This is a genomic window from Domibacillus tundrae, assembly GCF_000970675.1.
Classification (GTDB): Bacteria; Bacillota; Bacilli; order Bacillales; family Domibacillaceae; genus Domibacillus; species Domibacillus tundrae.
In genome coordinates, this window is sequence record NZ_LAJA01000001.1 from 353,021 (window position 1) to 366,171 (window position 13,151).

Sequence of the window (13,151 nt, forward strand, 5' to 3'; positions counted from 1 at the left end):
TTTTTTATATTTTGAGGTAGAGGCAGACAGCAACCCCCGAAATAAGGCTGGTAGATAACGGACAATGACCGGAAAGCCAGCCGAACAATTCTTCCTTAAAAGAATTGCATGCCGGTCCGGATTAAGAGGATAATGAGAACAGAAATCCCGCTGCAAGCGGATAGGAAGGATGGGTCAAATGTTAGCAGTCATTCAAAAAGGAAAATCAGGATATGTGGCGCGATTTGAGCGTCAGATGAATCATCCGGTAGAAAAGGTATGGGCGATGCTGACGGAGAATGAAAAACTGGCTTTATGGTTTTCAGAGCTTCGCGTTGAGAATTTATGTGAAGGCGGCACGATGGCATTTGATATGCGGGATGGGACATTTGGAAAATTCCCGATTACGGATTTTCAGGACCAATCTGTTCTTGCGTATACGTGGGGAGAAGACCATGTCCGGTTTGAACTGCATGACGCGGCCAATGGATGCCGGCTTGTTCTGGCCGAAACGATACAAAAGATTAACGATCATACAGCAAAAGATTTAGCTGGATGGCATGTATGTCTGAATGTGATCGAAGCCTTATTAGACGGAAGAACGGTTGTCTCAAGGCAAGACGACTGGAAAAACTGGTATAAAAAATATGTGGCTGCGGTCAAAGAAGCTGCGAGATAGAAGGGAGAAAATATAGAGACTTTGATAAAAAATAAATCTTCCTATATATAAGCAAAGCAGCCCATTCAAAGCTGGGCTTTTTTTTTTTTGAAAAAACTACCTTTTAGAATGAAACTTCTATTCTTACTATCACGTAGAGTTAGGTGATCTATATTTTGCCATGAAAGGAAGTTGAGCTTTTATATGGGAAATACAGTCATTTTTCTTATTTTCGTTCTTATTTTAGCGGCGGCAGGAGCGGCACTTTGGTACTTTTTCATGAAAGTGCGTTACCGGACCGCGAAATCAAATGAAGCGCTCGTCATTACGGGACCAAAGCTTGGTGATACCGAAAAAGAAACGAATATTTTTACCGATGATGAAGGACGTTCGATGAAAATTATCCGCGGCGGCGGATATCGTCTCCGTATGTTCCAGACGTCAACACCGGTCAATTTAACATCCTTTCAGCTGAAATTAACGACACCGCGCGTCTACACAAATGGCGGCGTACCGATCGTTGCGGATGCTGTTGCGATGGTGAAAGTAGCCGACACCCTAAAAGGGATTGCCAACTACGCCGAGCAGTTTTTGGGCAAAAAACAGGAGGAAATTGAAGTGGAAATCACGGAAGTCCTTGGAAGCAATCTGCGGGCGATTTTATCTAAAATGACGGTGGAAGAAATTAATGGCGACCGGGAAGGCTTTAACAAGCAGGTTACCGAAATTGCCCAAAAGCAGCTCGATGAAATGGGTTTTAAAATTACGTCACTCGGACTGACCGATCTGCGTGATTCAGATGCGAAAAACGGCTACCTCGACAACCTCGGGCGCCCACGGATTGCGGAAGTGCGCAAGCAGGCGGAAATCGCCGAAGCGGACAGCGAACGGGAAACACGTATTCATAAAGCGAAAACAGACCAGGAAGCGCGTGAAGAAGAATACAAGCGTGAAATCGCCACCGCCGAATCGAAAAAAGCAAAGGATTTAAAAGACGCGGCAATTAAAGAAGAAACCGAACGGGCACGGGCAAAATCCGAGCAGTCCTACGAGCTTGAAAGAGCAAAGCTTGCCAAAGAAGTAAAAGAAGCGGAGCTCATTTTAGTCAGCCGTGAAAAAGAGGAACAGCTTCGTATTCACCAGCTTGAGCGCGAGCGGCTTGTGACACTCGAAGCGGAAGAAACGAAAATCCGGAAAGCAAAAGCGGACGCTGATTTCTATGAAACAACGAAAAGGGTGGAAGCAGAAGCACAAAAAGCCCAAATCGACGGAGCAGCAAAAGCAAGAATTGTCCGTGAAGCGGGTCTGGCCGAAGCAGAAGTCGTCCTAAAAAAGGGAGAAGCAGAAGCGAAAGCCCGCCAGTTGCTTGCAGAAGCGATTGAAGAACACGGTGATGTCATCATTACGGAAAAAATCATTGAAATGTTGCCGCTGCTCGCAGAAAAAATCGCACAGCCGTTGAACAATGTCGACTCAATTAAAATCATCCAAACAGGCAGCGAGTCTGGCATTCCGTCCGTCAGTAAAGGTGTTACCGACACAATGCTTGGTATTCAGGATCCATTAAAGGAGTTAACAGGAATTGATGTAGCGAGCCTTCTAAAGGATTTTGCCTCTAAAGGAAAACGAGTTGAAACCGCCCCTGCTCCGATTAATCAAATGACTGAAACAATAAAGGAAGAAAATAAATAAAAAACAGCTCTCTGCCGAATCGGTAAGGGAGCTGTTTTAATCTTTTATTTCAAATGGCGCAGCGAGCTGAAATTCATCTGAATGGACTCCTGCGCCCTGTTCATTAATGGAGAATTCGCTGAATGATTTAACGATCCGGTAGCTGCCGCTAGAAAGTGGTCCTTCCAATTGGCCGAGATCGACGGTTTCCATCGTCTGTTTGCGAGGTGAGGCTAAAAGGCCAATGTCTTCAAAGATATTCATGTTTTCTTTAAATGGAACCACATACCACGTTTTGCCAATTTTCTGCTCGATCAGGAAAGAGCGTCCGTATGTAAATTCAGCGTTGCGCCCATTTTGAATGACAAGCGTAAGCCCGTTGCCCGACACATTTTTCACCGTCATCGAGAGTCCATTTTGTTCATTCGACAGGTCTTGAATCGGGGCGGTTTGCTCTTCCGGTGATTTGGGAGCCGGCTCCTCTGATTGGCAGCCTGATAACAGCAGCAGGGAGGCAGCTAATTGAACAATCCCTTTTCTCATGATTCTTTTGTGAGCTGAATGTTAAGGGTAAAATGAACGTCATCGCCGGCCAGCGCTCCCTGTATACTTTCGCCTTCCGCCAGCCCATAATCGCTTCGCTTCACTGTGCCGTTTCCCTTGAAGCTGCTTTTTTCAGGATTATCTGGATTTTCTGCTTCACCTTTAAAGGTGGCATAAAAGGACTCGGTCCGGGTTATGCCGTGAAGGGAAAATTCCCCAATCAATTCGTATTGATGTTCCTCATGCTCCAGAATATTGTTAGCGATAAAGCGCATATCCGGAAATTTTTTAACATCAAAGAATTCTTCGCTTACCAAAAGGGCATCCCGGTTTTTGTCACCTGTATCAATACTGTTCAGATCAACCATGAAAGCAATATTCGCTGTGACGAGGCTGCCGGGGTCTGACTCTACAACAGCTTCATATGAATGAAAGGAGCCTTTCACTTGATTGGCGTCAAAAATGATGCTGCTTTGCGACTCGTCTACTGTCCATTTGATTTTATCCATTTTCGTTTCCCCCTTCGTTTTCTCTTTTTTATTGTTTCCCTTCATTAGAATGAACAAAACAACAAATCAGCGCTATTTTAAACGGACATACTAGTCAAAAGGGGGTGAAGGATTGGATAAGGAAAAGAATTATCAAGAAATGACGAACGTGCAGGATCAGCAGACCATTATACCGGAAGAATTTCCGGAAGGGTCCTACGGGGCAGCGATAGGGGAAGAGGCAAAGGTGGAAAACAAAAGCACACCGTGGAAAAAGAATCAGCGAACAGCAAGTGCATTTACGTATGAATTCAGGCGGCAGCACGAAAATGTGCCGAGGCAATATCCAGGCGCGCATCCTACGCACGATGAATGAAATGGCTTCTTAATTCTTAAAACACCAGCTATCTGTAACGGCTTGAGCCGGTACAAATAAATTCACGGCGGTTTCCTATGCTTTATGGGCCGAAAAAGTTTCACCGCCTTAAGAAGAGTAAAGGCCGGTCCCAAATGAAAAGCAGCACCCCTAAGCGGTAAGGTTATTCCATTTTGGAACAGCCTTACCGCTTTATGTCTAACTGAGAATGATTCTTATTATTTTCGTTACTACTATAAGTTATCACTAATGGTTAGCATAAACAAAACCAACTTGACTTGTAGGAATAATAAGTCTACGATAAATGTATTATTATAGCGTTAAAAGAATTTCCTATATTATGTGAGGTGGATCGTGTTGCAATTTCAAGTAACGAACAGTCCGTTTAATGAGGAGCAGGCAGAACTCCTGAATCGTCTTCTGCCAACGTTAACCGAATCGCAAAAGGTATGGTTAGGCGGGTATTTAGCAGCTTCTCCATCTGCTGCTGTTTCAGCAGTGCCAGCAGCACCAGCTGCAACGGAGACAGCGAGCGCAGACGTTCAGGCACCGCAAGCTCCAGTCGTGTCGAAAGATGTCACCATTTTGTATGGTTCTCAAACCGGTAACGCACAGCGTCTATCTCAAAAAGCCGGCAAGACCCTTGAATCAAATGGTTTTAATGTCACTGTTTCGGCAATGAGCGACTTTAAGCCGAACAATTTGAAAAAAGTGCAAAACTTGCTGATCGTGGTAAGCACGCACGGAGAAGGCGATCCGCCGGATAACGCGATCACGTTCCATGAGTTTCTTCATGGCAAGCGCGCGCCAAAACTGGACGACACCCGCTTTTCTGTACTTTCTCTTGGCGACAGCTCGTATGAATTTTTCTGCCAGACAGGAAAAGAATTTGACCAGCGTCTTGAAGAGCTGGGCGGCGAACGTATTGCACCGCGCGTGGACTGTGACCTTGACTTTGACGAGCCGGCAGCAGAATGGCTTGACAATGTTGTAAACGGATTGTCCGCCGCATCAGGAACAGGAACGTCTTCATCGGCTTCCGCCGCATCAGAAGCAACAGCAGTTGAATCTGAGTATTCAAGAACAAATCCGTTTCACGCGGAAGTACTTGAAAGTATGAACTTAAACGGACGCGGTTCAAACAAAGAAACGCGCCACCTTGAAATCTCACTTGAAGGCTCCGGCCTCATATATAAACCGGGTGACAGCCTCGGCATTTATCCACAAAACGATCCGTTGTTTGTCGATGAACTCATTCAGGCGCTCGGCTGGAACGCGGACGAGACGATTACTATTAATAAACAAGGCGATGTCCGTTCATTACGTGACGCGTTTTTGTCTCATTATGAAATTACCGTTTTAACAAAACCGTTATTAGAAAAAATCGCCCAATTAACAGGTGTTGACGAGCTGCACGATTTAATTGGCAGCAGCGAGCAAGTGAAAGCGTATATAAACGGCCGCGATCTGCTTGATGTTGTCCAGCAATTTGGCCCGTTCGGCGTCTCACCTCAGGCTTTTGCGGATGTACTTCGCAAAATGCCGGCGCGTCTTTATTCGATTGCGAGCAGCTTAGAAGCAAATCCGGACGAAGTACATGTCACAATTGGTGCGGTTCGCTACAATGCAAACGGCCGTGACCGGAATGGTGTCTGCTCGATTCTTTGCGCAGAGCGGCTGGAGCCGGGGGATACATTGCCGGTTTATATTCAGCATAATGACAACTTCAAGCTGCCGGAAAATCCTGAAACGCCTGTAATTATGATTGGACCTGGCACAGGAGTAGCACCGTTCCGTTCGTTTATGCAGGAGCGTGAAGAGTCAGGTGCAGCCGGTCCCACGTGGATGTTCTTCGGTGACCAGCATTTTGTCACAGACTTCTTGTATCAAACCGAATGGCAAAAATGGCTGAAAGACGGCGTGTTAACAAAAATGGATGTGGCGTTCTCACGTGACACGGCCCAAAAAGTGTACGTGCAGCATCGCATGCAGGAAAGCAGCAAAGAATTATTCCAATGGCTCCAAGAAGGCGCAGCGGTTTACGTATGCGGCGACGAGAAAAACATGGCGCACGACGTTCATCATACATTGATCGATATTATTGAAAAAGCAGGCAGCATGAGCCGCGAGCAGGCGGAGCAATATGTAGCCGACATGCAGCAGCAAAAACGCTATCAGCGCGACGTATATTAAGTTTTTGATTGAAAGGGGACAAGCACAATGAGCAAAACGGTGAATGAACTGTTAACAGCACCCGCCGGCGCACCGAGTGACGTAGAAGAAATTAAAGAGAGAAGCAACTACTTGCGCGGCACGCTTGCAGAAGTGATGCAAGACCGGATTTCAGCAGGTATTCCAGATGACGATAATCGCCTCATGAAGCACCATGGCAGCTATTTGCAGGATGACCGTGACCTGCGTACAGAGCGCCAAAAGCAAAAATTGGAGCCGGCGTATCAATTTATGCTGCGCGTCCGCCTGCCGGGCGGCGTCGCGACACCGAATCAATGGCTGATGATGGATGAGCTTGCGCATAAATATGGAAATGGCACGTTAAAATTAACAACACGTGAAACGTTCCAAATTCACGGTATTTTAAAATGGAACATGAAACAAACGATTCAAGACATCCATTCGACGATGATGGATACGATTGCGGCATGCGGTGACGTAAACCGTAACGTGATGTGTACATCGAATCCGTATCAGTCAGAGGTTCATTCTGAAGTGTACGAATGGTCGAAAAAACTGAGCGATTACTTATTGCCGCGTACGCGTGCGTACCACGAAATTTGGCTTGATGAAGAAAAAGTGGCCGGCACACCGGAAACGGACGAACCAATGTATGGTCCGCTTTACTTGCCCCGTAAATTTAAAATCGGTATTGCGGTACCGCCGTCTAATGACGTCGATGTGTTCTCGCAGGATCTTGGCTTTATCGCGGTCATTGAAAACGACCAGCTTGTTGGATTTAACGTCGCGATCGGCGGCGGCATGGGCATGACGCACGGTGACACAGCGACGTATCCGCAGATTGCCAAAGTCATTGGGTTTGTCACACCGGATAAAATTTTGGATGTAGCAGAGAAAGTCATCACGATTCAGCGTGATTACGGCAACCGCTCTGTCCGGAAATACGCCCGCTTTAAATACACAGTAGACCGTCTTGGCCTTCAAACCGTAAAAGAAGAGCTTGAGCGCCGTCTCGGCTGGATGCTATCTGAAGCTCGTGAATTCCGCTTTGATCATAACGGCGACCGGTATGGCTGGCAAAAAGGCTTCAAAGGCAAATGGCATTTCACGATGTTTGTTGAAGGCGGCCGGATTGTTGACTATGCAGACTACAAGCTTATGACAGGCATTCGCGAAATTGCAAAAGTGCATAAAGGTGATTTCCGCCTGACAGCGAATCAAAACTTGATCATCGGCAATGTGTCTGTTCAAAGCAAGAAAAGAATCGATGCCCTTATTGATCAGTACGGCTTAACAGAAGGACGACACCACTCGGCAATTCGCCGCAGCGCGCTTGCGTGTGTAGCGTTTCCGACGTGCGGTCTCGCCATGGCAGAAGCAGAACGCTACTTGCCGACGTTGATGGACAAAATCGACATGATTATCGACGAAAATGGTCTTCGTGATAAAGAAATTACGATTCGTATGACTGGCTGCCCGAATGGATGTGCACGCCATGCTCTTGGCGAAATCGGCTTTATCGGCAAAGCGGTCGGCAAATACAATATGTATTTGGGCGCTGCGCATGACGGCAGCCGCTTAAGCAAAATGCACCGTGAAAATATCGGTGAAGAAGAAATTTTAAGCGAATTACGTGTTGTTTTGTCACGCTATGCAAAAGAGCGTCAGGAAGGCGAGCACTTTGGTGATTTCGTTATTCGTGCCGGCATTATCGAAGCGACAACAGATGGAACAAATTTCCATAACTAATAAAGATGTATAAGAGACAGGAATCCAATCCTGTCTCTTTTTTTGTTTAGTCTAAAAAGAGATTTTTACACATACGGATGGTAAAACACAAAGAATCAGGCGGCAGAAAGGAGAGAATAAATGGAGAAAAAAACGGTCGTTGGAGTAAAGTATGGGGACGTGACAGGAGACAGAGTGCCGGATATTGTCTATCTTACGGCCGTTCAAACGCCTAACAGTCCTTTTTTGCAGCAGATTACACTTGTTGTACAGTGCAGACGGACCGCTCAATCTTTCCGGATTCCACTGCGGGAAAATGCAGGATACCGTCCCACCATTTTTCTTGGGGATATGACGGGGAATAAGGTGAAAGATATTTTGGTCGTCATCAGTACTGGTGGAAGTGGCGGAACCATTTATGCATATGTTTTTTCGTTTCTAAATGGGCGATTTGCGCAAATTTTCGATGTGAATACGTTTAATGAAAAAGGGCAATACGATGTTCAGTATCAAAATAATTACAAGGCAGAGGTAACGAGTAAGGAGCCGGATAAACGGTACATACTGGATCTCACGACGAAGGGAAAGGAGTATTTAACCGAAATTTACAATTCGGATGGCACGTTGAAAAAGCCGATTCAAGGCTGGCTTTCGCCTCTGTCGGGGTTATATCCGATTAATTTTGAACGTGATGGCGTTTATGAGCTGGATGCTTATCAAGATATTGCGGGTCGTTACAATGCTGACCGGCTTGGTTATATGGAAAATGTGCTGAAATGGAATGGACGTACATTTGAGTCAGGCCGCCAATATGTAACAATCTTCGGCGAGGAACGGTAAGCGGCTGAGAAAATAAAACGCGCACCCGAAAATAAAGCGGCAAAAACCATTGTGGTTTCTCGTTTCAATTTTATGGGGTGCGCCTTTTAAGCAAACAGATAAGATGGATTAACGGCTAAGCTCCTGCTGAGCGAGGCGGACTAACCGCTTCGTTATTTCACCGCCGGTTGAGCCATTTGCCCGCGAAGCCGTGCCTGCACCGAGCGTTACGCCAAATTCGCTGGCAATTTCGTATTTAAATTGTTCTAATGCTTGTTCTGCACCAGGCACTAGAAGCTGACGACGATTATTGCTTGCCATGTTTTTTCACCACCTTTTTTGTTTGTTCATACTATTTGTTTTAAGCAGGTCAAACATGCAGGGAAACCGATAGCAAATGATATCGCTTTTGGAAAGATTCCACTTATGCATGACAGTGGAGAGTACGGTGATACTAAGGTTAAAATAAGATGTTTTGGAAGGTCTTGCTAAGGGTAAATGCTAAAGGCAGATCTATAATCAAAGGAGCGATTTTCATGCATCATGGATATCCAAAAGTGGGCGAGTCAATCCAAGCATTTATTAATGTGTGCGGGCAGCCATCACCTGATTCAACAAATAACATGATTTCATTTGACATTCCCGGCATTAATGCTAAATTGACATGCTGGATTGACGAAGAAAAGAACGTACATAAGCTGTCAAGCTCGATGCCGATGGGGGCACAAGCGGCGGTAGAATTGGCAAAGCGATTTTTGCCAGCTGATGCAGTACCAGCCGAAACCCATCTTGACACTGACTCTGCTAAATTAAACGCAACGGTTCAAACGTATGAACTGGAACAGAACCGGCAAAAAAAACAGGCGGTTATTACCGCCGATGAAACAGGTGCTTTTACTGTTTCCATTCAAGACTAAACGCTTCGGGCCATGGATGCCCCAAGCGTTTTCTTTTATGCGTGAAAAAGAGTTCGGTATAATGAGAAAAAAGGGGTCTGTGAAATGAAGACAATAGCTGACTTTGAAGCGGAATGGCAGGCGCGTATCCCGAACATCCAAACAGCTACATTAGGCATGGGCTGCTTTTGGAGCCCGGATGCCCGGTTTGGCGCCATGCCGGGCGTTATTCGGACTCGGGTTGGCTTTGCGGGAGGCACGACACATGAGCCGGTCTATCGGCAAATGGGCGATCATACAGAAACTGTGCAGATCGACTTTGATCCGTCGCTTCTTTCATTTGAAGATATTATCCGGACGTTTTGGGCGCATCATACGTCGACGCATCGTGTAACTTATAGAGAACGCCAGTACATGTCCATTCTGTTTTATCATGACCAACAGCAAAAACAGACGATTGATAAGGTGAAAAAAGAACTAGAACTGGAAAGGAAGGAAACGATTGAAACGGAGATTCAGCCGTTTACAGCATTCATACTGGCAGAAGACCGTCATCAAAAGTATCATTTGAAACGGTTTAAGCAAGCAGCGGGTATGCTGGAAACGTCTTTTCCGTCTGAAGCGTCTTTCATGAATTCTACGTTAATTGCCCGGTTAAATGGATTTGTAAAGGAATTTGGTACACTTCAAAATATTCATCAAGAAATAAAATTATGGAATATACCCGACTCTTCCCGGCATATACTACTTGATATGATGCAAAAGATCCGTTGGTGAAACGAGAAATAACGCTGTTTGAAAAACAATTAAACGCCCAGCTCATCGATTTTTTTGTTGATTGGGACTTTGATCAAGATAAAAGCACGATTTTATTCGTGCTAAAACCAACAGAATAACGGCAGCAATAAGCCAGGCATGGAACTGGATATAAGCCAAAAAGAAAAGGTGAATGGCCTTTCTTTTTGGCTTTTTTTATTTTTAGTGTAAAGGGGTTTGAAGACGTGGAAAAAAAGGCGACGGGTATCACAAAAAAACTTGTGGAAGCATCATGCCATATTGTGTACTGCTTTCATGAGTTGGAGACGTATGTGATGTATGCGGCCGCATACATCACGGCAGGTATGGAAAAAGGAAAGCATGTCCTGCTCGTAGAAAACCATAAAATCACACGGTTAATTGATCAAAAATTGCGTGCAGTATTAACCGAGGAGCAAAGGAAGCTGGTTCATTTGGAGACAAACGTGCGCATCCGGACATTCTCGTACCCGATTCAAAACGGCTACTTGTTTCTCGATTTAATGATTAATTAACAGAAATACGCCCTGCAATTAAGCAGGGCGTATTTCTGTTTGTTCCAGTGCTGCACCGATCGCTTTGATGGCTTCATATTCATCGAGTCCTTTTGCCGTTAACGTCATCTCATCTTTCATAGAGCCGAGCGACAAAATACCCATAATGGACTTTACGTTGATTTTCCGGTTTTGATATTCAAGGTAAATATCAGATACGTACTGGCTGGCCAAGTGGACGAGTGGTTTAGCGGTTTGCGGCGTAAAACCGCTTATATAAACAGTTTTGATAAACATGCTTGTCAAACCTTTCCTCGTAGAATAACAGTATTTAGTATACCCACTTCCATAAAAAATAGAACCCCTTTATTCATAATGAAATTTCCAAAAAAAGCATGCCTATCTACATATATATAGGGTAGAGAGTATGGTAACAATTGAATAGAAAAGAGGATGAATAAAAAGATGAAGAAGCTGTTGCTGTCAATAGCCGGGCTGTCTCTCTCCTTGAACCCATTTTCGGTGCAGGCGGAGGCAGGGACCCAAACGAAAGACCATGATGTGATTGTCATTTCATTTGATGGCATGCGGCACGATTTAACGAAAAACTATATGAAATCAGGAGACATGCCTCATTTGCAGGCACTGGTCGAAAAAGGTGTTTGGGCAAAAAAGCCGGAAACGATTATGCCTTCCTTAACAGCACCATCTCACGCTGCAATGTCAACCGGCGCGACACCGAATAAAACCGGCATTGTCAGCAATCAATTTCACGATTCTGATAAGGAATTTAACAATAAAGACGATGCTTTTCACACAACGATCAACGTGTCACCCATTTGGAGCGAAGCAAGCCGCCAAGGCAAAACAACCGCAACGGTTGCGTTTCCGGGTGCGAACCCCGATACAAAAAATCAGGCAGCGGACTATTCCGTCTTTTATGGTGATACGTGGGCAAAAAGCAGCTTAGAGCAGCTTTCATTCGAGGAAGCATCTGGCTGGATTGGCACCCCAAAAAGCTTTAGTCCGTTAAAGGACGCCACCTTTTCATTTAAGCTGAAAGACGCAAAAAATCGGACATTCTACATGCTTGCTGCGGATACAACGGACGATCAAAAAACGAACTATGACCAATTTATCCTCTCTGAAAACAAGCAAGTGGACGAATGGGATGGCAGGGCGAAAAGCAATGAATGGGGGGCGGTTCCACTGACGATGGACGGTGGAGAACAAGCAGGCTTTTCATTTAAAGTCAAACGAGAAACGACGGATTTGACAGAGCCTGTTCCCTTCTTCAAAACAGCGGTTACCTCCGGCTTATTGAGCGGACCGGACGGTTTTGAACAAGCGATTACCGATCAATTTGGCTTTTTTCCAGTTGAATCAGAAGATGAGGCATTTGAGAAAAAATGGATTACCCGCCGTGAATATGAAGAAATCAACGCCCGTTTCGTTACATGGATTACAGATGTTTCACTTTATATAAAAGAAACGTACGAACCGGATGCGCTCTTTTTTTACGGACCGCAAATTGACCACGAGGAGCATCATTATACATTGACCGACCCGCGCCAGCCCGGCTATACGAAGAACAAGGCGGACCTTTATGAAAGCTATGTGAAATGGGCGTATAAACTGGCTGATGATACTGTCGGCAAAACGATGAGCGCCATGGATGAAAATGACCATCTCTTCATTGTATCCGATCATGGCATGGAAGCAGCCCATACAATGCTCCAGCCGAACGCTGTATTAAAAAACGCAGGACTCCTTACAGTCGATCAAGAGGGCAAAATCGATTTTTCCAAAACGAAAGTGTACGCCGTGCCAAGTGGATCAGCCGCGCATGTCTACATTAACGCCAAATCAACCGAAAAAAATGGCATTGTGGCGGATAATGAAGTGGAATCCGTCCAGCAACAGGCAATCAACGCATTCAAGCAGGCCGAAGTAAAGCTGAAGAACCAGGACGCCATGCTCGAACTTGCGCTGGAAGCCGTTTTGTCCGAAAAAGAAGATGAATGGCTGTCAAAGCTTCCCGAAGCGGACATGAAAGATGTTTGGCAGGCGGGTATCAACAAGACCATTCATCCATATGAAACGATCATTTCGTCACCTGATCCTGAAGAGAAGCCGCTGGGCCATGCCCATTCCGGTGACATTTTGCTTATTGGTGCGCCCGGGTACATGATGGCGAATGGAACAGACAAAACGAGCAAGTCTGCAGTCGAGCTTGGTACACATGGCGGCGATTCGGCCAAGCAAGACTTGCGACCAGTGTTTACAGCCATTGGTTCTTCTTTTAAAGAAGGGGAAACAGTTGGGAAAATATCTACACTCGATCTTGCACCAACGATCTATGATTTGCTTGGTATTAAAGCACCAGCATTCATAGAAGGCGAAATAAAAACTAATTTATGGAAATGGAAAAAAGGGAAGGCTGCTTATTAATAAGCAGTCTTTTTTTATTGAAAATGTATTGACACTCAAAACAAAAAAGTGTTATTATAA

At 45.3% G+C, this 13,151-nt stretch carries 15 protein-coding genes; 11 read left to right on the plus strand and 4 right to left on the minus strand.

Annotation, left to right across the window (positions count from 1 at the left end):
• Positions 1-169: 169 nt before the first annotated feature.
• Both VQ00_RS01735 and VQ00_RS01740 read left to right on the plus strand, forming a co-directional pair.
• The gene (locus VQ00_RS01735) at positions 170-658 is read left to right on the plus strand and encodes an SRPBCC family protein (RefSeq protein WP_425388342.1); all 489 of its coding nucleotides are present in this window, start codon (positions 170-172) and stop codon (positions 656-658) included.
• 183 nt (positions 659-841) lie between these two features.
• Positions 842-2,329 carry a flotillin family protein gene (locus tag VQ00_RS01740; protein ID WP_046178396.1) on the plus strand — a complete coding sequence of 496 codons (1,488 nt, stop codon included), beginning with the start codon at positions 842-844 and terminating at the stop codon, positions 2,327-2,329.
• A gap of 36 nt (positions 2,330-2,365) precedes the next feature.
• Here VQ00_RS01740 and VQ00_RS01745 read toward each other — a convergent pair whose 3' ends face one another.
• Together VQ00_RS01745 and VQ00_RS01750 are read right to left on the minus strand one after the other, a co-directional pair.
• Complete coding sequence (locus VQ00_RS01745) at positions 2,366-2,851, minus strand: immunoglobulin-like domain-containing protein (protein WP_046178397.1); 486 nt, start codon at positions 2,849-2,851, stop codon at positions 2,366-2,368.
• Entirely contained in the window at positions 2,848-3,360 is a 513-nt protein-coding gene (locus VQ00_RS01750; protein WP_046178398.1) for a YceI family protein, read from the minus strand. Before VQ00_RS01750 ends, VQ00_RS01745 begins: the two co-directional genes overlap by 4 nt.
• Positions 3,361-3,472: 112 nt before the next feature.
• Between VQ00_RS01750 and VQ00_RS01755 the strand changes: the two genes are divergently transcribed.
• The 4 genes from VQ00_RS01755 (at position 3,473) to VQ00_RS01770 (ending at position 8,476) form a co-directional block, all read left to right on the plus strand.
• Positions 3,473-3,715 carry a hypothetical protein gene (locus VQ00_RS01755; protein WP_046178399.1) on the plus strand — a complete coding sequence of 81 codons (243 nt, stop codon included), beginning with the start codon at positions 3,473-3,475 and terminating at the stop codon, positions 3,713-3,715.
• Between the two features lie 357 nt (positions 3,716-4,072).
• The gene (locus VQ00_RS01760) at positions 4,073-5,908 is read left to right on the plus strand and encodes an assimilatory sulfite reductase (NADPH) flavoprotein subunit (protein ID WP_046178400.1); all 1,836 of its coding nucleotides are present in this window, start codon (positions 4,073-4,075) and stop codon (positions 5,906-5,908) included.
• Between the two features lie 27 nt (positions 5,909-5,935).
• Entirely contained in the window at positions 5,936-7,657 is a 1,722-nt protein-coding gene (gene cysI / locus VQ00_RS01765; RefSeq protein ID WP_046178401.1) for an assimilatory sulfite reductase (NADPH) hemoprotein subunit, read from the plus strand.
• 120 nt (positions 7,658-7,777) lie between these two features.
• Complete coding sequence (locus tag VQ00_RS01770) at positions 7,778-8,476, plus strand: hypothetical protein (protein ID WP_052728279.1); 699 nt, start codon at positions 7,778-7,780, stop codon at positions 8,474-8,476.
• 108 nt (positions 8,477-8,584) lie between these two features.
• Here VQ00_RS01770 and VQ00_RS01775 read toward each other — a convergent pair whose 3' ends face one another.
• Positions 8,585-8,776 (minus strand): alpha/beta-type small acid-soluble spore protein, encoded by a 192-nt coding sequence (locus VQ00_RS01775; protein WP_046178402.1) that lies wholly within the window; start codon positions 8,774-8,776, stop codon positions 8,585-8,587.
• Between the two features lie 215 nt (positions 8,777-8,991).
• Here VQ00_RS01775 and VQ00_RS01780 point away from each other — a divergent pair, with 215 nt between their 5' ends.
• The 4 genes from VQ00_RS01780 to VQ00_RS01790 all read left to right on the plus strand — a co-directional run bounded on the left by VQ00_RS01780 (position 8,992) and on the right by VQ00_RS01790 (position 10,661).
• Positions 8,992-9,372: a hypothetical protein gene (locus VQ00_RS01780; RefSeq protein ID WP_046178403.1), complete on the plus strand. Its 381-nt coding sequence runs from the start codon at positions 8,992-8,994 to the stop codon at positions 9,370-9,372.
• Between the two features lie 84 nt (positions 9,373-9,456).
• Positions 9,457-10,128 carry a peptide-methionine (S)-S-oxide reductase MsrA gene (locus tag VQ00_RS01785; protein ID WP_046178404.1) on the plus strand — a complete coding sequence of 224 codons (672 nt, stop codon included), beginning with the start codon at positions 9,457-9,459 and terminating at the stop codon, positions 10,126-10,128.
• On the plus strand, positions 10,125-10,247 hold the full coding sequence (locus VQ00_RS19310; RefSeq protein ID WP_281175884.1) for a hypothetical protein: 123 nt from the start codon (positions 10,125-10,127) through the stop codon (positions 10,245-10,247). The genes VQ00_RS01785 and VQ00_RS19310 overlap by 4 nt, the downstream gene beginning before the upstream one ends.
• Positions 10,248-10,352: 105 nt before the next feature.
• On the plus strand, positions 10,353-10,661 hold the full coding sequence (locus VQ00_RS01790; RefSeq protein ID WP_156153947.1) for a hypothetical protein: 309 nt from the start codon (positions 10,353-10,355) through the stop codon (positions 10,659-10,661).
• Between the two features lie 18 nt (positions 10,662-10,679).
• On the opposite strand, the gene VQ00_RS01795 is transcribed toward VQ00_RS01790, so the two are convergent.
• The gene (locus VQ00_RS01795; protein ID WP_046178903.1) at positions 10,680-10,937 is read right to left on the minus strand and encodes an HPr family phosphocarrier protein; all 258 of its coding nucleotides are present in this window, start codon (positions 10,935-10,937) and stop codon (positions 10,680-10,682) included.
• Between the two features lie 168 nt (positions 10,938-11,105).
• Here VQ00_RS01795 and VQ00_RS01800 point away from each other — a divergent pair, with 168 nt between their 5' ends.
• On the plus strand, positions 11,106-13,091 hold the full coding sequence (locus tag VQ00_RS01800) for an alkaline phosphatase family protein (protein ID WP_052728281.1): 1,986 nt from the start codon (positions 11,106-11,108) through the stop codon (positions 13,089-13,091).
• Positions 13,092-13,151 lie beyond the last annotated feature (60 nt).

What these genes read in the sequence shown, in the direction of transcription:
- VQ00_RS01770 (WP_052728279.1), top strand. Translation starts at nt 7,778, where the DNA reads ATGGAGAAAAAAACGGTCGTTGGAGTAAAGTATGGGGACGTGACAGGA.
- VQ00_RS01750 (WP_046178398.1), bottom strand. Translation starts at nt 3,360, where the DNA reads ATGGATAAAATCAAATGGACAGTAGACGAGTCGCAAAGCAGCATCATT.
- VQ00_RS01775 (WP_046178402.1), bottom strand. Translation starts at nt 8,776, where the DNA reads ATGGCAAGCAATAATCGTCGTCAGCTTCTAGTGCCTGGTGCAGAACAA.
- VQ00_RS01780 (WP_046178403.1), top strand. Translation starts at nt 8,992, where the DNA reads ATGCATCATGGATATCCAAAAGTGGGCGAGTCAATCCAAGCATTTATT.
- cysI (WP_046178401.1), top strand. Translation starts at nt 5,936, where the DNA reads ATGAGCAAAACGGTGAATGAACTGTTAACAGCACCCGCCGGCGCACCG.
- VQ00_RS01745 (WP_046178397.1), bottom strand. Translation starts at nt 2,851, where the DNA reads ATGAGAAAAGGGATTGTTCAATTAGCTGCCTCCCTGCTGCTGTTATCA.
- VQ00_RS01740 (WP_046178396.1), top strand. Translation starts at nt 842, where the DNA reads ATGGGAAATACAGTCATTTTTCTTATTTTCGTTCTTATTTTAGCGGCG.
- VQ00_RS01785 (WP_046178404.1), top strand. Translation starts at nt 9,457, where the DNA reads ATGAAGACAATAGCTGACTTTGAAGCGGAATGGCAGGCGCGTATCCCG.
- VQ00_RS01735 (WP_425388342.1), top strand. Translation starts at nt 170, where the DNA reads ATGGGTCAAATGTTAGCAGTCATTCAAAAAGGAAAATCAGGATATGTG.
- VQ00_RS01800 (WP_052728281.1), top strand. Translation starts at nt 11,106, where the DNA reads ATGAAGAAGCTGTTGCTGTCAATAGCCGGGCTGTCTCTCTCCTTGAAC.
- VQ00_RS01795 (WP_046178903.1), bottom strand. Translation starts at nt 10,937, where the DNA reads ATGTTTATCAAAACTGTTTATATAAGCGGTTTTACGCCGCAAACCGCT.